15 protein-coding genes and 2 tRNA genes are annotated in these 17,685 nt (G+C 70.5%); 10 read left to right on the forward strand and 7 right to left on the reverse strand.

The genetic code is table 11. The features are described from left to right. Positions 1-151 precede the first annotated feature (151 nt). From DEU32_RS01710 to DEU32_RS01720, 3 genes are read left to right on the forward strand one after another with little or no spacing between them, the layout of a single operon-like run. Positions 152-1,348 (forward strand): hypothetical protein, encoded by a 1,197-nt coding sequence (locus tag DEU32_RS01710; protein WP_114849057.1) that lies wholly within the window; start codon positions 152-154, stop codon positions 1,346-1,348. Then, positions 1,345-3,063 (forward strand): glycosyltransferase, encoded by a 1,719-nt coding sequence (locus DEU32_RS01715; protein WP_220152759.1) that lies wholly within the window; start codon positions 1,345-1,347, stop codon positions 3,061-3,063. Before DEU32_RS01710 ends, DEU32_RS01715 begins: the two co-directional genes overlap by 4 nt. A 16-nt stretch (positions 3,064-3,079) precedes the next feature. Beyond that, the gene (locus DEU32_RS01720) at positions 3,080-3,370 is read left to right on the forward strand and encodes a DUF1905 domain-containing protein (RefSeq protein ID WP_114849059.1); all 291 of its coding nucleotides are present in this window, start codon (positions 3,080-3,082) and stop codon (positions 3,368-3,370) included. A gap of 74 nt (positions 3,371-3,444) precedes the next feature. On the opposite strand, the gene DEU32_RS01725 is transcribed toward DEU32_RS01720, so the two are convergent. Next, positions 3,445-3,515, reverse strand: a tRNA-Gly gene (locus DEU32_RS01725). Positions 3,516-3,571: 56 nt separating this feature from the next. On the opposite strand from DEU32_RS01725, the gene DEU32_RS01730 reads away from it, so the two are divergent. From DEU32_RS01730 to DEU32_RS01750, 5 genes are all read left to right on the forward strand, one after another. Next, a complete protein-coding gene (locus DEU32_RS01730) occupies positions 3,572-3,895 on the forward strand; it encodes a hypothetical protein (RefSeq protein ID WP_114849060.1) in 324 nt (107 codons plus the stop codon). A 54-nt stretch (positions 3,896-3,949) separates the two neighbouring features. Continuing rightward, positions 3,950-4,026: transfer RNA gene (locus tag DEU32_RS01735), tRNA-Pro, on the forward strand. Between the two features lie 36 nt (positions 4,027-4,062). Continuing rightward, positions 4,063-5,370 carry a trigger factor gene (tig, locus tag DEU32_RS01740; protein WP_058742931.1) on the forward strand — a complete coding sequence of 436 codons (1,308 nt, stop codon included), beginning with the start codon at positions 4,063-4,065 and terminating at the stop codon, positions 5,368-5,370. Between the two features lie 159 nt (positions 5,371-5,529). After that, a complete protein-coding gene (locus tag DEU32_RS01745; protein ID WP_058742932.1) occupies positions 5,530-6,156 on the forward strand; it encodes an ATP-dependent Clp protease proteolytic subunit in 627 nt (208 codons plus the stop codon). Positions 6,157-6,182: 26 nt separating this feature from the next. Then, positions 6,183-6,842 (forward strand): ATP-dependent Clp protease proteolytic subunit, encoded by a 660-nt coding sequence (locus tag DEU32_RS01750; protein WP_058728413.1) that lies wholly within the window; start codon positions 6,183-6,185, stop codon positions 6,840-6,842. A 76-nt stretch (positions 6,843-6,918) separates the two neighbouring features. Here the strand turns inward: DEU32_RS01750 and DEU32_RS01755 are convergent, their stop codons facing one another. Both DEU32_RS01755 and DEU32_RS01760 read right to left on the reverse strand, forming a co-directional pair. Next, entirely contained in the window at positions 6,919-7,533 is a 615-nt protein-coding gene (locus DEU32_RS01755) for a copper resistance CopC family protein (RefSeq protein ID WP_181819159.1), read from the reverse strand. A gap of 56 nt (positions 7,534-7,589) precedes the next feature. Then, the gene (locus DEU32_RS01760; protein ID WP_058742934.1) at positions 7,590-8,306 is read right to left on the reverse strand and encodes a YcnI family protein; all 717 of its coding nucleotides are present in this window, start codon (positions 8,304-8,306) and stop codon (positions 7,590-7,592) included. 180 nt (positions 8,307-8,486) lie between these two features. On the opposite strand from DEU32_RS01760, the gene clpX reads away from it, so the two are divergent. Beyond that, positions 8,487-9,767, forward strand: coding sequence for an ATP-dependent Clp protease ATP-binding subunit ClpX (clpX, locus tag DEU32_RS01765; RefSeq protein ID WP_058742935.1), 1,281 nt, complete (start codon positions 8,487-8,489; stop codon positions 9,765-9,767). Positions 9,768-9,997: 230 nt separating this feature from the next. Here clpX and DEU32_RS01770 read toward each other — a convergent pair whose 3' ends face one another. From DEU32_RS01770 to valS, 4 genes are all read right to left on the reverse strand, one after another. Beyond that, positions 9,998-12,025 (reverse strand): M3 family metallopeptidase, encoded by a 2,028-nt coding sequence (locus DEU32_RS01770; protein ID WP_114849062.1) that lies wholly within the window; start codon positions 12,023-12,025, stop codon positions 9,998-10,000. Between the two features lie 72 nt (positions 12,026-12,097). Beyond that, the gene (locus DEU32_RS01775; protein WP_254631544.1) at positions 12,098-12,676 is read right to left on the reverse strand and encodes a TetR/AcrR family transcriptional regulator; all 579 of its coding nucleotides are present in this window, start codon (positions 12,674-12,676) and stop codon (positions 12,098-12,100) included. Between the two features lie 175 nt (positions 12,677-12,851). Then, complete coding sequence (locus tag DEU32_RS01780; protein ID WP_114849195.1) at positions 12,852-13,103, reverse strand: hypothetical protein; 252 nt, start codon at positions 13,101-13,103, stop codon at positions 12,852-12,854. Positions 13,104-13,200: 97 nt separating this feature from the next. Further along, positions 13,201-15,792 (reverse strand): valine--tRNA ligase, encoded by a 2,592-nt coding sequence (gene valS / locus DEU32_RS01785; protein WP_258554749.1) that lies wholly within the window; start codon positions 15,790-15,792, stop codon positions 13,201-13,203. A gap of 310 nt (positions 15,793-16,102) precedes the next feature. Here valS and proP point away from each other — a divergent pair, with 310 nt between their 5' ends. Continuing rightward, positions 16,103-17,680, forward strand: coding sequence for a glycine betaine/L-proline transporter ProP (proP, locus tag DEU32_RS01790; protein ID WP_258554750.1), 1,578 nt, complete (start codon positions 16,103-16,105; stop codon positions 17,678-17,680). Positions 17,681-17,685 lie beyond the last annotated feature (5 nt).

Genomic DNA, 17,685 nt, shown 5'->3' on the forward strand with positions numbered 1-17,685 from the left:
TCCGGCCTGGAGGCGCGGGGCGCGTCCGTCGCGCCGTGTCGGCATCACGGGGGACGAGTCTGTACCCCGTTCGTGGGCTGTCGTGTCCGCGGAGCGCGGGGTGGAATGGTCGGTGCAGGACACCCCTGCGTGCTTCACCCGAAGGAGCCGCATGACCGTCACGCTCGCCCGCGCTGTCCAGGCGCCCGCCGGGCTCGCGTCCGCCGGGCTCGCGTCCGCCGCGCTCGCGCCCGCCGCCGCGACCCTGCGGCCGCTGCCGCGGCAGGCGGTCCGTTGGTCGTTCCGCGCCGCGTTCGCGGCGCCGTACGTCGTCCTCGCGCTGGTGGCGGCCCGCGCCACGCCGACGCCGCTCCTCGGGCTGACGGGCAACCAGGTGACGCTCGACCGGGCGACCGCAGCACTCGACGGCGGGGTCGTGCAGGCGATCGGGCAGCTCTACCCCCTGCTGTCCGGGGTCCTGCTCCGGTTCATGCCGTTCGGAGTCCAGGGTGCGGCGGTGCTCGGGGCCGTCGCCGCCGGGGTCCTGCTCCAGGTGCTCGCCCAGGACATGCTCCGCCGGGGGCTGCGGATGCGCGAGGTCGTGGCCTTCACGGTCGCCCTCGGCGCGAACCCGCTGTACGCGTTCGTCGCGCTGAACGACCTGCAGGCGTTCCTCGGCATCGCGCTCTTCGCCGTCGCGGTCGTCGACATGGTCCGGTTCTTCGCGTGGGGCGACACGCAAGCGGGCTTCCGCGCCGGCCTCGCGCTCATGCTCTCCACGCTGCTCGACCCGATGGGGTTCGTCTACGTCGGCATCGCAGCGCTCGCCGCCCCCGTGCTCGACCTGGCGCGGCACGACCAGCGTGGCATCCGTCGGGCGAACGTGCTCGTCCTCGTGTTCCCCAGCGTCGCGGTCGCGCTCTCCACCGCCGTGCTCGACTGGATGGTGCTCCACGATCCCTTCGCTGCGATCCGCGGCACGATCGACGTCTCGCCGCAGCGGTTGGCCGGGCTGCACCACCTGTTCGCCACCGCTGACGGGCTGCTCCTGATCGCGATGGTCGTCGCCGGCGCGACCCTGGCCCTGCTCGTCGGTCGACCGGGTGCGATCGCCCTCGTCGTCGCGCTCTTCGTCGGGATCATCGGCGGCTACGCGATCGGTCTCGTCCCGATCGCTGCGGCGGGCAACGTGTTCGTGACGATGCTCAGTGTCGCGATCGCGATCCTGCCGCCGGTCCAGAGCCGGCTGACCGGCGCACTCGTCGTCGTGCTCGCGGTGCTGCAGGTGCCGCTCGCGTGGGCAGCTTCCTCCCAGCGCGAGGTGGTCGTGGAGTGGATGCACGCACTCGTGGCGGCGGTGTCCGGGTGACCGTCGCCGAGTCCGCTCCCGAGGTCCCGCACAGCGTCCCACCCGCACTCGTCCCCGTCCCACAGGGCCGGCACCGCGGCCACGAGGTCGATTGGCGCCCGCGACACCGCTGCTCCGTCCGACGCCACGTCGAGGAGGGCTGGGTCGCCTCGGCCCGCATCCGGGAGGGCGTGGTCGTCCTCACGAGCGGTCGGTCCGATCCGGACGTGCTGCGCGCAGCACTGGCCGAGGAGTTCGGGGAGCCGGTCGTGCTCCGCAGCGCCACCGAGGCCGCCGTGCGGCAGCGCATCGCGTACGAGCTCGAGGAGGAGGTCGCCGACCTCGCCGCCCACGGTCTCGCCCGGACGAACCCGGCCCTCTCCGCCCGCACCGTCCTGTCGCGCGGTCAACAGGTCGGCGGCGCGCTCGCGGTGCTCGTGTTCGCTGCGTGTCTCGTCGCGGTGCCGGGCACCACCGTCGCGATCGCGACCGCCGTCCTGTCGATCGGGTTCCTGGCCGGCATCGTGTTCAAGTTCTGGGTGTCGATGGTCGGAGCGCGCTTCGACCTCGTCGAGCAGGTCTCCGTCGACGACGTCGCCGCGCTCGACGACGACGCGCTGCCGACCTACACCGTCCTCGTGCCCGTCTTCCGCGAGGCGAACATCGTGCACGCCCTCGTCCGCAACCTCGAGGTCCTGGACTGGCCGAAGGACCGGCTCGAGGTCCTCGTGCTCGTCGAGGCCGAGGACCACGCCACGCGCGAGGCGGTCGTCGACGCCGATCCTCCGGAGTGGATGCGCATCGTCATCGTGCCGCCGGGCTCGCCGCAGACGAAGCCGCGCGCCTGCAACGTCGGGCTCGCCATCGCCCAGGGGGAGTACGTCGTCATCTACGACGCCGAGGACCGACCCGACCCGGACCAGCTCAAGAAGGTGTTCCTGACCTTCGACCGCGCCGGCGACGACACCGTGTGCGTGCAGGCTGCCCTGAGCTACTTCAACGCCGACGAGAACGCGCTCACCCGGATGTTCACGCTCGAGTACTCGTACTGGTTCGACTACATGCTCGCCGGGCTCGACGCCCGGGAGCTGCCGATCCCGCTCGGTGGCACGTCGAACCACTTCCGCACCGACCTGCTCCGCGAACTCGGCGGGTGGGACCCGTACAACGTCACCGAGGACGCCGACCTCGGCATCCGGGCCTCGGCCGTCGGGTACCGCGTCGCCGTGGTGAACTCCACGACGATGGAGGAGGCGAACACCTCGATCCCGAACTTCGTCCGGCAGCGCTCCCGCTGGATCAAGGGCTACATGCAGACCGCCCTCGTGCACGCCCGGCGTCCCCGTGCACTCGTCGGCGAGATCGGCCCACGCCGTGCCGCTGCGTTCGCCCTGCTCATCGCCGGCACACCGCTCACCTTCCTCGGCATGCTGCCCGGCGTCGTGGTGACGACCGCGACGCTCGTGCTGCCGGCGGGGTGGACGTCCCCGATGTTCCCCGCGCCCGTGCTCTGGCTGTGCGTGCTCGACTTCCTGCTCGGCAACGCGACGATGATCTACCTGACCATGATGGGGCCGTACAAGCGGGGACGCTTCGACCTGATGGGGTGGGCGCTCCTCAACCCGCTGTACTGGATCCTGCACTCCGTCGCCGCGTACAAGGGCCTTTGGCAACTCATCACCCGGCCGCACTACTGGGAGAAGACGGAGCACGGCCTGACGAAGACGACCGCTTGAGACCTACGATGCCCGCGTGGAGCTCACGTTCGAGGCAGAGGTGATCGAGTGGCGCGGTCCGGCGCCGTACGTGTACGCGGTGGTGCCCGACGACGTCGCCGACCTCGTCCACGAGCTCGCGTTCGAGCTGACCTACGGCTGGGGCGTCGTCCCGGCGGGCGTCGCGATCGGGCGGGTGCGGTGGACGACGTCGCTGTTCCCGAAGGACGGCGGGTACCTCGTGCCGCTGCGGAACGCGGAGCGGACCCGGGCGGGGGTCGGCCTCGGCGACACCGTGCACCTCACCCTGACGCTCGGCGCCCCCTGAGCAGCACCCCTGGCGCACCGCCCACCGGCCTCAGAACGAGCAACTGACGACCGCGCGGAGCGCTGATGACACGGAGGGGATGACGGGAATCGAACCCGCGTGGCCAGTTTGGAAGACTGGGGCTCTACCATTGAGCTACATCCCCGCGCTGCAGCACTGGTTGCGCAGCGCCACCATCGTAGCGGACGAACGACCCCCGACATGCCATCGAACGTGTTGCCGCAGCCCGACCCGGGCGACACCCGGCGGATCCGCCGCTCGCGGGTGGTGTCGTTCGTGCTGCTGGCCCTCGCCGCCGTGGTGTTCTCGCTCCGGCCGGAGGTCTTCGGCGACCCGCAGGCCCAGCCGTGGCACGCGCTCCTGCACGTGTGGCGGATCGTCGTCGGACTCCTGCTCGTCCTGGGCGCGGGAGCGGTGCAGGTGGCCGTCGGGGTCCGCTGGCGGCAGGGCCTCCGTCGGGCGGCCGACCCGGCTCCTCCACAGCGCGGCACGCCGCCCGGGAACCAGTCACCGGCGGACCGCTAGACTCGTCGCGGTCGTGCGTGCCCTCGGGCGTGCGCGGCCACCCTGGCCCAGTCACGGGGCGTAGCTCAGCTTGGTAGAGCGCCCGCTTTGGGAGCGGGAGGTCGCAGGTTCAAATCCTGTCGCCCCGACCAGGTCCACACGAACGTCAACCAACAGGAGTACATCCCTTGGCCACCAGCACCGTCGACAAGGTGAGCGACACCCGCGTCAAGCTCACCGTGAACGTGACGCCGGAAGATCTCAAGCCGAGCATCGACCACGCGTACAAGCACATCGCCGAGCAGATCAACATCCCCGGCTTCCGCAAGGGCAAGGTCCCGCCGGCGATCGTCGACCAGCGTGTCGGCCGCGGCGAGGTCCTGAACCACGCCGTCGGCGACGCGATCGACACCTTCTACCGCCAGGCGGTGGAGGAGCAGGAGCTGCGCATCCTCGGCCGCGCCGAGGCCGACGTCGCCGAGCTCCCCAACGTGAAGGACTTCACGGGCGACCTCGTCCTCACCTTCGAGGTGGACGTCCGCCCCGAGTTCGACCTGCCGAAGTACGACGAGTACGAGCTGACGGTCGACGCGGTCGAGGTCTCCGACGACGAGGTCGAGGAGGAGCTGCAGAACCTGCGCACCCGCTTCGGCACGCTCGTGACGGTCGATCGTCCGGCCAAGACCGGCGACTTCGCCCAGATCGACCTGACCGCCACCATCGGTGACGACGAGGTCGACTCGGCCACCGGCGTCTCCTACGAGATCGGCTCGGGCGACCTGCTCGAGGGCATCGACGAGGCGCTCGAGTCCCTGACCGCCGGCGAGTCGACGACCTTCGAGTCGACGCTGGTCGGTGGCGACCGCGAGGGCGAGACCGCCCAGATCGCCGTCACCGTCACCGCCGTCAAGGAGCGCGAGCTCCCCGAGGCCGACGACGAGTTCGCCCAGATCGCCAGCCAGTTCGACACCATCGACGAGCTCAAGGCGGACCTCAAGGAGCAGATCGCCAAGTCGAAGACCTTCGGCCAGGGTGCTGCTGCGCGCGACAAGCTCGTCGAGAAGCTCATCGAGGACGTCGACATCCCGATCTCGGAGCAGCTCATCGAGGACGAGGTGCACCGTCACCTCGAGCAGGAGAACCGCCTCGAGGACGAGGAGCACCGCAAGGAGGTCTCCGAGTCCAGCGAGAAGGCCTTCCGTTCGCAGATCCTGCTCGACGCGATCGCCGAGAAGGAGGAGATCCAGGTCTCCCAGGAGGAACTGACCCAGTACCTCATCCAGGCTGCGGCGCAGTACGGCATGGAGCCCGCCGAGTTCATCAAGGTGATCGACCAGAACGGTCAGATCCCGGGCATGGTCGGCGAGGTCGCCCGCTCGAAGGCGGTCGCGACCGTCCTGTCGAAGGTGACCGTCAAGGACTCCAACGGCGGCGACGTCGACCTCTCCGCCTTCACGGCGGGCGTCGCGCAGACCCCGTCGGAGGACGCGGAGTAGTCCGCGACCACCCTCCGCAACAGGAGGCGCGGTGCCAGCTGGCACCGCGCCTCCTGTCCGTTGGCGGGCCGGCCCGACCGCCCAGAGCGAACAGACGCGAACAGCCGCGTTGCACCCGATAAGTTCGACATCAAGCGACAACTGAACGGGAGCTTTTCCATGGCCGAAGCGACACTGAACCCCAGTGTTTTTGACCGCCTTCTGAGAGACCGGATCGTGTGGCTCGGCTCTGAGGTCCGCGACGAGAACTCGAACGAGATCGCAGCGAAGCTGCTGATGCTCGCCGCCGAGGACCCTGAGAAGGACATCTACCTCTACATCAACTCGCCCGGTGGCTCGATCACCGCGGGCATGGCGATCTACGACACGATGCAGTTCGTGCCGAACGACATCGTCACCGTGGGCATCGGCCTCGCCGCCTCGATGGGGCAGTTCCTGCTCTCCTCGGGCACCCCGGGCAAGCGCTACATCACCCCGAACGCGCGCGTGCTCCTGCACCAGCCGTCCGGTGGCTTCGGCGGCACCGCTGCCGACATCCAGACGCAGGCCAAGGTCATCCTCGACATGAAGCAGCGGATGGCGGAGCTCACGGCCGAGCAGACCGGCAAGTCGATCGAGCAGATCCTCAAGGACAACGACCGCGACAACTGGTTCACGGCGCAGGAAGCCCTGGAGTACGGCTTCGTCGACCACCTCCGTGCGTCCTCGAACGAGGTCGTCGGCGGCGGCGGAACCGTGGGCGACGGCGAGACGCCGACCGCGGCTGCCGAGCCCGAGTCCCACTGACCACCACCGAAGAGAAGGAAACGAGAATGCACCTCCCCATGCTCGGTGGCGCGCAGAACGTCCCGGCTCCGTCCGATCGCTACATCCTCCCCAGCTTCGAGGAGCGCACGGCCTACGGCTTCAAGCGCCAGGACCCGTACGCGAAGCTGTTCGAGGACCGCATCGTGTTCCTCGGCGTGCAGGTGGACGACGCGTCCGCCGACGACGTCATGGCCCAGCTGCTCGTGCTCGAGTCGATGGACCCGGACCGCGACATCGTGATGTACATCAACTCGCCCGGTGGCTCGTTCACCGCGATGACGGCGATCTACGACACGATGCAGTACATCCGTCCGCAGATCCAGACCGTGTGCCTGGGCCAGGCGGCCTCGGCCGCGTCGGTGCTCCTCGCTGCCGGTACCCCGGGCAAGCGTCTGGCGCTCCCGAACGCCCGCGTGCTGATCCACCAGCCGGCGACCCAGCAGGGTGGCGGTCAGGCGTCGGACATCGAGATCCAGGCGGCGGAGATCCTCCGCATGCGCACCTGGCTCGAGGAGACGCTGTCGAAGCACTCGAACCGCACGCCGGAGCAGGTCAACAACGACATCGAGCGCGACAAGATCATGTCCGCCGAAGAGGCACTCGAGTACGGCCTGATCGACCAGGTCCTCACGAGCCGCAAGAACCTGCCGGCGCTCGTCAAGTAGCACCAGCACGACGACGGCCCCGCACCCTCCGGTGCGGGGCCGTCGTCGTGTCGCGGGGCCGTCGTCGTGTTGCGGGTCAGTCCTCGTCGTCGTGCGTGTCGGCGGTCGGGGCCGGGCGGCGTCGCAGGAGCAGCAGGACCGCGACGACCAGGCCGACGAGCACGACCCCGCCGACGCCGATCCACAGCGCGTCGGTCGCCGTCGAGTCGCCCGCGCTGGTCGCGGTGCCGGACTCGTCCGCGCCGGACCCCGCGCTCGCCCGGTCGGTGGCGCAGACCGGCGGGTCGGTCGTGCCGGCCGCGCGGGAGAAGCCCGCGGGGGCGTCCCACGTGAAGTCGTACCGGTCGGACACGGTGTGGCCGTCCGCGGAGACGATCTGCCACTCGACCGCGTACTTCCCGGACTTCCCGAGGGCGGCCTTCGTGGTCATCGACGGCCCGTCCACCGTGACGCAGCCGTCCTCGTAGTACCGGCCGTCCGGCCCGACGACCCGGAACGCGAAGCCGGAGTCCGAGCCGCCGATCTCGAGCAGCCGGTCGTTCGTGGTGATGTCGAACCGGTCTGGGAGCGCGGTGAGCGTTCCACCGACCTGTGGCGTCGACGACACCAGGTAGTTGTGCGCGCTGGCGGGGGCGGCGAGCCCGAGGACCGCACCGCCCGCGATCGCGAGGGCCGCGGCGGACGCGGCCACGATCCTCCCGGCCGACCGCTGACCCGGGGCGGACCGACGGCCCGGCGTCGGACGGGTCACTTCGCGGCGTCCCGGCGGCGGGTGGCCGCGACCGCGACGACCAGGCCGACGGCGCCGACGACCAGGCCGCCGAGGCCGAGGAAGCGACCGACCAGGTCGGGCTGGGCGGCGGTGCTCGTCGACGCGGCGGCCGTGGTGGCGGGGGCGTCGTCGTCGTCACCGCTCGTGGCGGTCGCGGCGGTCAGGACGATCGACGGGGCGGGGTGCTCCGGCTCGGCCTTGCCGGTCTGCTGCACCTGGTCCCAGTCGGTCGTGCCCTGCTCGCAGGTCTGCACGACCGGGAAGGACACGCGGTCGCCGGGCTTGCCGTCGGGGAGCGAGAACGACAGCGAGAAGGTGTCGCGTTCGTCCGCGGGGAGCGGGGTCTTCGCGGTGTAGGTGACGCTCGTGACGCGGACGGCGCCGGCCTCGTCTTCGTCGCTGCTGCTCGACGCCCCGCTCGTGTACGGCTCGGTCGTCTTGGTGATCGTCCAGTTCGGGTTGACCGTCGGCGTGACCTCGATGACGGACTTCGGCACCTGGAACTCGAGCTTCGTGGTGGGGGAGCCGTCGCAGCCGTGCGGCACGGAGAAGGTCGCCGTGGTGTAGGAGTTCGCCGCGGTGGAGGTCGCGTCGGCCTCGACGTGGGCGCTGGCGGCGGCCGCCGTGCCGAGGACGATCGCGGCGGTCACGCCGAGGGTGGCGGTGCCGACGAGGGCGAGGCGCTTGGTCATGGGGTCCTTCCGGTTTCTACAACTTGTAGAGCAGCGGTGCAACGGTACCAGGAGACGACGCCGTGGGCGAACGCCGCGGGACAGGCCGGACGGCGTCGCGGTGGGTGTCGCCGGATGCGGTTAGGCTCGGTCACACCGGGCGGGTCACCCGCGCGGAGGTCAACCAGGGAGGGCACCGCCATGGCACGCATCGGAGAGAGCGCCGACCTGCTGAAGTGCTCCTTCTGCGGCAAGAGCCAGAAGCAGGTCCAGCAGCTCATCGCCGGGCCGGGCGTCTACATCTGTGACGAGTGCGTCGAGCTCTGCAACGAGATCATCGAGGAGCGTCTGGCCGAGGCGGGCGAGGACACCACGAGCGGGGACTTCGAGCTCCCGAAGCCGCGCGAGATCTTCGACTTCCTGCAGGAGTACGTCATCGGGCAGGACCCCGCGAAGCGCGCGCTGGCCGTGGCCGTCTACAACCACTACAAGCGCATCCGGGCGCAGGGGCAGATCACCGCGGCGGAAGACCGCGACGACGTCGAGATCGCGAAGTCGAACATCCTGCTCATCGGCCCGACCGGGTGCGGCAAGACCTACCTCGCGCAGACCCTGGCGAAGCGCCTCAACGTGCCGTTCGCCGTCGCCGACGCCACCGCGCTGACCGAGGCCGGCTACGTGGGCGAGGACGTCGAGAACATCCTGCTCAAGCTCATCCAGGCCGCGGACTACGACGTCAAGCGCGCCGAGACCGGGATCATCTACATCGACGAGGTCGACAAGATCGCGCGCAAGGCCGAGAACCCCTCGATCACGCGCGACGTCTCGGGCGAGGGCGTCCAGCAGGCCCTGCTCAAGATCCTCGAGGGCACCACGGCCTCGGTCCCGCCGCAGGGCGGTCGGAAGCACCCGCACCAGGAGTTCATCCAGATCGACACGACGAACGTCCTGTTCATCGTGGCGGGGGCGTTCGCCGGGCTCGAGGACATCGTGTCGTCCCGGGTCGGCAAGCGGGGGATCGGCTTCGGCGCCCCGCTGCACAGCCCGCTCGACCAGCAGGACCTGTTCGCCGACGTCCTGCCGGAGGACCTGCACAAGTTCGGGCTCATCCCCGAGTTCATCGGGCGTCTGCCCGTCGTGACCACGGTGTCGCAGCTCGACCAGTCGGCGCTCATGCAGATCCTGACCGAGCCGAAGAACGCCCTCGTGAAGCAGTACCAGCGGATGTTCCAGATCGATGGGGTCGAGCTCGAGTTCGACCGCGGGGCGCTCGAGGCGATCGCCGACCTCGCCGTCCTGCGGCAGACCGGTGCCCGCGGGCTCCGCGCCATCCTCGAGGAGGTGCTCGGGCCGGTCATGTTCGACGTGCCCTCGGACGACGACGTCGCCCGGGTCGTCATCACCCGCGAGTCCGTGCTCGAGAACGCTGCGCCGACGATCGTGCCGCGGCCGCGGGCCAAGCGCGTCGAGAAGTCCGCGTAGGTCGCGTCGCACGACGGCCCGGTCCCCTCGGGGACCGGGCCGTCGTCGTGTGCGGGGGCGGGTGGGGTGTGCGGGGTCGGCGTGGGGTCGGGGTCGTCGTCGCGTCGAACCACACTCCCGACATCGAACCAGGGTCGGCGGCTGGTTCGATGTCGGGTTCGTGGTTCGACGGCGCCGCGCGGCGCCGCCCCGCCCGCCCCGCGGCGCCGCTACTCCAGCCCGCGGCGGCGCTACTCCAGCCCGCGGCGGCGCAGCAGCGGCCCGACCTCGGCGTCGCGACCCCGGAACGCGCGGTAGGCCTCGAGCGGGTCCTGCGCCCCGCCGACGCCGAGCACCATCGTCGCGAAGCGCTCCCCGGCTGTCCGGGAGAGCCCGCCGTGCTCGCGGAACCACTCCACGGTGTCGGCGTCGAGCACCTCGGACCAGATGTAGCCGTAGTACCCGGCGTCGTACCCGCCCGAGAACGTGTGCGCGAAGTACGTCGACGAGTACCGCGGCGGGACGGCGGCGACGTCGATCCCGGCGGCCGCGAGGGCGTCCCGCTCGAAGTCCTCGACGGACGTGACCGCGGCGGCCTCCTCAGCCGACAGCCGGTGCCACGCCTGGTCGAGCAGTGCCGCGGCGAGGTACTCGGTCGTGCCGAAGCCCTCGTTGAAGCCGGCCGAATCGCTCAGGCCGAGGACGAGTTCCGGCGGCAGCGGCTCCCCGGTCTCGTGGTGCTTGGCGTAGTTCGCGAGCACGGACGGCCAGGTCACCCACATCTCGTTGACCTGCGAGGGGAACTCCACGAAGTCCCGCTCGACGTTCGTCCCCGAGAACCGCGGGTAGGTCGTCCGGGCGATCAGGCCGTGCAGCGCGTGCCCGAACTCGTGGAAGAGCGTCTCGACCTCGTCCTGGATCAGGAGCGTCGGGGACCCCGGTGCGGGCTTCGCCACGTTGAGGTTGTTCACGACGACCGGAAGCGTGCCGAGCAGGTGCGACTGCTCCACGACGGGGTTCATCCACGCGCCGCCGCGCTTGCCGTCCCGCGTGTAGAGGTCGAGCAGGTAGAGGCCGACCTCTGCGCCGTCCTCGGAGCGCACCTCGAAGACGCGGACCTCGTCGTTGTACCCGTGCAGGTCGGGGCGCTCGGTGAAGGTCAGGCCGTACAGGGCACCGGCGGCGTGGAACACCCCGTCGTGCAGGACCCGGTCGGCCTCCAGGTAGGGGCGGAGCGCGGAGCTGTCGGCGGCGAACTGCTCGCCGCGCAGGACCTCGGTGGCGTACGCCCAGTCCCACGCCTCGACCTCGAAGCCGACGGTGCGGGAGCGGACGGCGCGCTCGTCCTCGGCGTTGGCCGCCGCGGCGGGCACGAGCGAGGACAGCAGCCCCTCGACGGCCTCGGGCGTCCGTGCGGTCTCGTCCGCCGTGACGACCGCCGCGTGGTTCGGGAACCCGAGCAGCTCGGCACGCTCGGCGCGGAGCCGGACGATGCGGAGCAGCACGTCGCGGTTGTCGTGCTCGTTGCCGCGGCGGCCGCGCGAGAGCGACGCGCGCATGATCCGCTCGCGGAGCCCGCGGTCGGTCAGCGACGCGAGCCACGGGTGGCCCGTGTAGAGCGGCAGCGTCACGAGCCAGCCGTCCAGCCCACGGTCGGACGCGGCGCCCGCGGCGGCCGACTTCGCGCCGTCGTCGAGCCCGTCGAGCTCGCGCTCCTCGGTGACGTGCACCGCGAGGTCGTTCGTGTCCTCGAGCAGGTTGCGCTCGAAGGTCGTCGTCAGGGTGGACAGCTCCTGGTTGATCGCCGTCAGTCGTTCCTTGCCGGCGTCGTCCAGCCCCGCGCCGGCGAGGGTCATCTCCGTGTGCACCCGCTCGACCAGGCGACGGTCCTCGTCGGTCAGGTCCGAGCGGTCGCCGAGTGCGGACCGCACCGCGTCGACCCGCGCGTACAGGCGGGAGTCGAGCGTGATCGCGTCCCGGTGCGCGGCGAGGAGCGGGGCGACCTCGGCCTCGAGGTCGTGCAGCTCCGGCGTCGAGTCGGCGGATGACAGCGTGAAGAACACGTGGCTGACGCGGGTCAGCAGCTGGCCGGAGCGCTCGAGTGCCACCAGGGTGTTCTCGAACGTCGGCGGCGCCGGGTCGGTGGCGATCGCCTCGACCTCGGCGCGCTGCTCGGCGATGCCGGTGTCGAACGCCGGACGGAAGTGCTCGAGCCGGACGTCGTCGAACGGCGGGAGGGCGTAGGGGAGGGTGCTCGGTGCGTCGAACGGGTTGGCCATGGCCCCACCCTACGGACCGCCCACCCGACGGGCAGCCTGGAGGATCGTGGCGCGCCCGCCACGCGCGGACCGTCAGCGTGTCGCTACGTCGACCAGCACGGCGGCCGCGCTGCGCGCGTGCACGGCCGGCGTCGTCTCGCCCGAGATCGCCGCGGTCGTCTGCGCTCCCTCGGCGAGGAGCGCGAGCTGGGCGGCGAGGGACTCTGCCGCGTCCCGGTCCGCCACGACCGTCGCCGCCAGGTCCGCGATGTACCGCTGGAAGGACGCCTTGTGGGCGCGTGCGATCTCGGCCACTGCGGGGGAGGTCGCCCCGAGTTCGCCGAACGCGTTGATGAAGCCGCAGCCCCGGAAGGTCGCGTCGCCGAACCAGTCCTCGAGGAAGTCGTAGACGGCGAGGAGCTTGTCGCGCGGGGTGGTCCCGGCGTCGACGGCACCGCGGACGCCCCGCTCCCAGAGGTCGTGTCGGCTGCTGAGCACCGCGGCGACGAGCTGGTCCTTGCCGGGGAAGGCCGCGTAGAGCTTCTTCAGCGAGACCCCGGCCCCGGTGCGGATCTCGTCCATCCCGACCGACTGGATGCCGCGCGCGTAGAACAGCTCGTCGGCAACGTCGACGATGCGGTCCCGGGTGCCCGGGTCGACGGTGGTGGGCATGACCATCCCCATCCCTGTTCCAGCGCTCCCGGCCCTGCGTCGGGAACGACGGTTCTCACTCTACGCCGCGGCGTCCGACCCTCGGTGGAGCAAGAACGGTCGGGTGCGGGGACGGCACCCGACGACTTCTGCTCCATCGATGTCGATGTCGATGCCGATGCCGATCGTGCGGCGGCTAGTCCTCTTCCGGGGCGTCGTCCGGGTCGGTCACCTGCGCGTGGCCGGCGGGGTCGAGCCGGATCGACGTGCCGTCGTCGAGCTCGACGACCGGCTTGCCCTCGAGGAACGTGAGCGTCCACCGCCACGACGACGCGTCGACGGACGCGGCGGCGAGCTCGTCCTCGACCCCGCGCACGGCGACGACCATCGCCTCGGGGAGTCGCTCGGGTGGCTGCCCACCCACGTTCCAGCGTGTGCCCAACTGCATCCGTGCCTCCAGTCCGGTGTGGACCGGCCGCATCGGCACGACGCGACCGGAGCGGGGCCGGCCGCGTCGACGACGTGACCGGCCCGGGGAGCCGACGCTACGCCTGCTGCTCGGCGAGCTCGATCTCGGTGACGGCGAGCTCGTCGCCGTCGGTGAACGACAGGTTCTCGATGCGGCCGACGGCCGCCAGGTCGACCGCCGCGCGCTCGATGAGTGCCCGCTGCTCGGCCGGCGCCGCGACGACGGCGCGCGTCACGGGCGTCTTCTGGGACGCCTTGGCGGCGGTCTTCGCCCCCCGGATCCCGATGAGCGCCTGCCCGACCGCACCCAGCAGCCCCGTCGGCTCGGCCTGGGTGGGCAGCTCGGCCCGCGTCGGCCAGGAGGATCGGTGCACGCTGGTCTCGTGGGTCCAGGCCCACACCTCTTCCGTCGCGAACGGCAGGAACGGTGCGAGCAGCCGGAGCAGCGCGTCGATCGCGGCGCGGAGCGCCAGGACGGCGCTCGCCTGCGTCTCGTGCGTCGCGTCGGACGCCGTGCCGTAGGCACGCTCCTTCACGAGCTCGAGGTAGTCGTCGCAGAAGGTCCAGAAGAAGCGCTCGGTGACCTCGAGGGCACGGGCGTGGTCGAAGCCGTCGAAGGCCGCGGTGGCCTGGTCGACGACCGCGCCGAGCTCGGCGAGCATGTCGACGTCGAGCGCCTCGGTGACGCTCGTGGCACCCTCGGGCAGGGGGAAGCCGTAGACGAACTTCGCCGCGTTGAGCACCTTGATCGCCAGACGACGGCCGACCTTGATCTGCTTCGGGTTCTGCGGGTCGAACGCCGCGTCCGTGCCGAGCTTCGACGAGGCCGCCCAGTACCGGACCGCGTCCGCGCCGTGCTGCTCGAGGATCGACAGCGGCGTGACGACGTTGCCCTTCGACTTCGACATCTTCTTGCGGTCCGGGTCGACGATGAAGCCCGAGATGCTGGCGTGCTTCCACGGAGCGACGTCGGCCTCGAGCTGGCTGCGCAGCACGGTCGTGAACAGCCACGTGCGGATGATGTCCTGCGCCTGGGGGCGGACGTCGTACGGGAACACCAGGTCGTACAGCGCCGGGTCGGTCTCCCACTTGCCGGCGAGCTGCGGGGTCAGCGACGAGGTCGCCCAGGTGTCCATGACGTCGAGCTCGCCCTGGAACCCACCGGCGACGCCGCGCTGCGACTCGTCGTAGCCGGGAGCCGGCTCGGACGCGGGGTCCACCGGCAGCTGCGCCTCGGTCGGCACGATCGGCTGGTCGTAGACCGGGTTGCCGTCCGCGTCGAGCGGGTACCAGACCGGCAGCGGCACGCCGAAGAAGCGCTGGCGCGAGATGAGCCAGTCACCGGACAGGCCGCCGACCCAGTTGTCGTAGCGGACCCGCATGAAGTCCGGGTGGAACGCGATCTCCTCGCCGCGCTGGCGGAGCGTGGTCTTGAGCTGCTCGTCGCGCGCGCCGTTCACGATGTACCACTGGCGGGTGGAGACGATCTCGAGCGGCTTGTCGCCCTTCTCGAAGAACTTCACCGGGTGGTTGATGGTCTTGACGTCGCCGACCAGCTCACCGGACTCGGTGAGGGCGTCGACGAGGACCTTCTTGGCGGAGAACACCGTCTTGCCGGCCATCTCGGCGTAGAGCTCCTTGCCGCGGGCGCTCTCGATCCAGGTGGGCTCGTCGGAGCGGACGCGACCGTCGAAGCCGATGATCGCGCGGTTCGGCAGCTGCAGCTCGCGCCACCACACGACGTCGGTGGTGTCGCCGAAGGTGCAGACCATCGCGATGCCGGCGCCCTTGTCCTGCTGCGCGAGGTGGTGTGCGAGCACCGGGACCTCGACGTCGAACAGGGGGGAGCGGACGGTCTTGCCGAACAGGTCCTGGAAGCGCTCGTCGTCCGGGTGTGCGACGAGGGCGACGCACGCGGGGAGCAGCTCCGGGCGGGTGGTCTGGATCACGACGTCCTCGCCGCCGTCGGTGCGGTGGAAGGCCAGGCCGTGGTATGCGCCGGGCATCTCCTTGTCCTCGAGCTCGGCCTGCGCGACCGCGGTGCGGAAGGTGACGTCCCAGAGCGTCGGGGCGTCGGCCTGGTAGGCTTCGCCGCGCTCGAGGTTGCGGAGGAAGGCGCGCTGGGCACTCGCACGCGACGTGTCGTCGATCGTCCGGTACGACTGCGTCCAGTCGACCGACAGGCCCAGGGTGCGGAACAGGTGCTCGAACTGCTGCTCGTCCTGGACGGTCAGCCGCTCGCACAGCTCGATGAAGTTGCGGCGCGAGATCGGCAGCTGGTCGGCGGCCTTCGACGACTTGTTGTCGCCGCCCTCGAACGGCGGGACGAACGCGGGGTCGTAGGGGAGCTGCGGGTCGCAGCGGACGCCGTAGTAGTTCTGCACCCGACGCTCGGTCGGCAGTCCGTTGTCGTCCCAGCCCATCGGGTAGAAGACGTGCTTGCCGCGCATCCGCTCGTACCGGGCCTTGAGGTCGGTGTGCGTGTACGAGAACACGTGGCCGATGTGCAGCGAACCGGAGGCGGTCGGCGGCGGTGTGTCGATCGAGTACACCGCGTCCTTGGTCGCGCTGTCGCGGTCGAACCGGTAGGTGCCGTCCTGCTCCCAGACCGGACCCCAGACCTGCTCGAGTCCGTCGACGGTGGGCTTCTCGGGCATGGGCTTCGACATGGCGGGGCCTCTCGATCGATGTGTGCGGCACCGAGTCCGTGGTGAGGTGCCTGAGTGTCCGCGCGCACTGCGCGGCGAGTCGATGGTATCGCCAGCACGTGCGGCGGCGCACCCGTGGCGGTCGGCACCGGCCGTGGCACCTGCGGCGGTCGGTCCCGACTGCGTGTACCACAGGAGGAGCCGGGACACGCTGGAGAGCGCCTGGTAGTCTGTCGGAGTTTGTCCGGCGAACGTGGGTTCCGTCGGGACCGCACCGTTGCTCTCCGCCGGACGCCCGAAGGCAAGACTCAGCACTACCGGAGGAACGAACTTGGCACCGCACGAAGCACGGAACCAGCAGGGCGACCGCCCGCTGCGCACGAAGGCCGCCGCGAAGCGCGCGCGACGCAAGCTGACCGAGGACGACGTCACCGTCGTCGAGGAGTCACTGCTCAAGCGCGCGGTCGCCGCCGCCGCACTCGGCAACGCGATGGAGTGGTTCGACTTCGGCATCTTCGCGTACCTCACGGTCACGATCTCGAAGGTCTTCCTGCCCGAGGGCGACCCCACCTCGAACCTCGTCGCGACGTTCGGCTTCTTCGCCGCGGCGTTCATCGTCCGCCCGATCGGTGGCGCGGTGTTCGGCCCGATCGGTGACAAGATCGGCCGGCAGAAGGTCCTCGCGCTGACGATGATCCTGATGGCCGCCGGCACGCTCATGATCGGCCTCATCCCGTCGTACTCGACGATCGGCTTCTGGGCCCCGGTCCTGCTGCTCGTCGCGCGCTTCGTGCAGGGCTTCTCGACCGGTGGTGAGTACGGCGGCGCCGCGACCTTCATCGCCGAGTACTCGCCGGACAAGCGCCGCGGGTTCATGGGCTCGTGGCTGGAGTTCGGCACGCTGGCCGGCTACGTCCTCGGTGCGTCGATCGTCACCGTCCTGCAGTACGCCATGCCCGAGGACGCGCTCCTCAGCTGGGGGTGGCGCATCCCGTTCATCGTCGCCGGCCCGCTCGGCCTGATCGGGCTCTACCTGCGCCTGAAGCTCGAGGAGACCCCCGCCTTCCAGAAGCAGCAGGAGCAGGCAGCCGAGCGCGAGTCGCAGAAGACGCCGTTCCTCAAGCTGTTCGCCGAGAACTGGCGCTCGCTCATCGTCTGCATCGGCCTCGTGCTCGTCTTCAACGTGACCGACTACATGCTGCTGTCGTACATGCCGACGTACCTCGAGACGAACCTCGGCCAGAACGCGACGTTCGGCCTGATCCTGATCGTCATCGTCATGATCCTGATGATGGTCGTCATCACGTTCGGCGGTCGGCTGTCCGACAGGTTCGGTCGTCGTCCGGTCCTCGCCGCGGGCTGCATCGGCTTCCTCGTGCTGTCGTGGCCGGCGCTCAAGCTCGTCCAGACCGGCACCGGTGTCGGCGTCTTCACGGGGCTGCTGCTCCTCGGCCTGGTCCTGGTGACCTTCACCTCGACCATGCCGTCGACGCTCCCCGCGCTGTTCCCGACGATCATCCGCTACGGCGCCCTGGCGATCGCGTTCAACGTGTCCGTCTCGCTGTTCGGCGGCACCACCCCGCTCGCGACGCAGGCGCTCATCGCCGGTGCGAAGGACGCGGGCCTGTCGTGGGCCGAGGACATCCCGGCCTTCTACCTGATGGCCGCGGCCGTGATCGGCCTCGTCGCGGTGTACTTCACCAAGGAGACCGCCGCGACCCCGCTGATGGGCTCGGGCCCGACGGTCGCGCACGAGGACGAGATCGCCGACGTCATCAAGGACTACAACGACCCGACGTCGGAGCTCGCGCAGTCCGACTGGGCGAAGGACTTCTCGACGAGCGAGATCCCGATCATCTCGGGTGACGCCCCGAAGCCGGGGCAGGACAAGGAGACGACGGGCGCGTAGGCGCC

Source organism: Curtobacterium sp. AG1037, assembly GCF_003349855.1.
Taxonomy (GTDB): Bacteria; Actinomycetota; Actinomycetes; order Actinomycetales; family Microbacteriaceae; genus Curtobacterium; species Curtobacterium citreum.

Coding starts and splice junctions, on each gene's coding strand:
- DEU32_RS01770 (WP_114849062.1), bottom strand. CDS start 12,025: ATGGCCAACCCGTTCGACGCACCGAGCACCCTCCCCTACGCCCTCCCG.
- valS (WP_258554749.1), bottom strand. CDS start 15,792: ATGTCGAAGCCCATGCCCGAGAAGCCCACCGTCGACGGACTCGAGCAG.
- DEU32_RS01730 (WP_114849060.1), top strand. CDS start 3,572: ATGCCATCGAACGTGTTGCCGCAGCCCGACCCGGGCGACACCCGGCGG.
- DEU32_RS01780 (WP_114849195.1), bottom strand. CDS start 13,103: ATGCAGTTGGGCACACGCTGGAACGTGGGTGGGCAGCCACCCGAGCGA.
- DEU32_RS01710 (WP_114849057.1), top strand. CDS start 152: ATGACCGTCACGCTCGCCCGCGCTGTCCAGGCGCCCGCCGGGCTCGCG.
- DEU32_RS01760 (WP_058742934.1), bottom strand. CDS start 8,306: ATGACCAAGCGCCTCGCCCTCGTCGGCACCGCCACCCTCGGCGTGACC.
- DEU32_RS01745 (WP_058742932.1), top strand. CDS start 5,530: ATGGCCGAAGCGACACTGAACCCCAGTGTTTTTGACCGCCTTCTGAGA.
- clpX (WP_058742935.1), top strand. CDS start 8,487: ATGGCACGCATCGGAGAGAGCGCCGACCTGCTGAAGTGCTCCTTCTGC.
- DEU32_RS01750 (WP_058728413.1), top strand. CDS start 6,183: ATGCACCTCCCCATGCTCGGTGGCGCGCAGAACGTCCCGGCTCCGTCC.
- DEU32_RS01775 (WP_254631544.1), bottom strand. CDS start 12,676: ATGCCCACCACCGTCGACCCGGGCACCCGGGACCGCATCGTCGACGTT.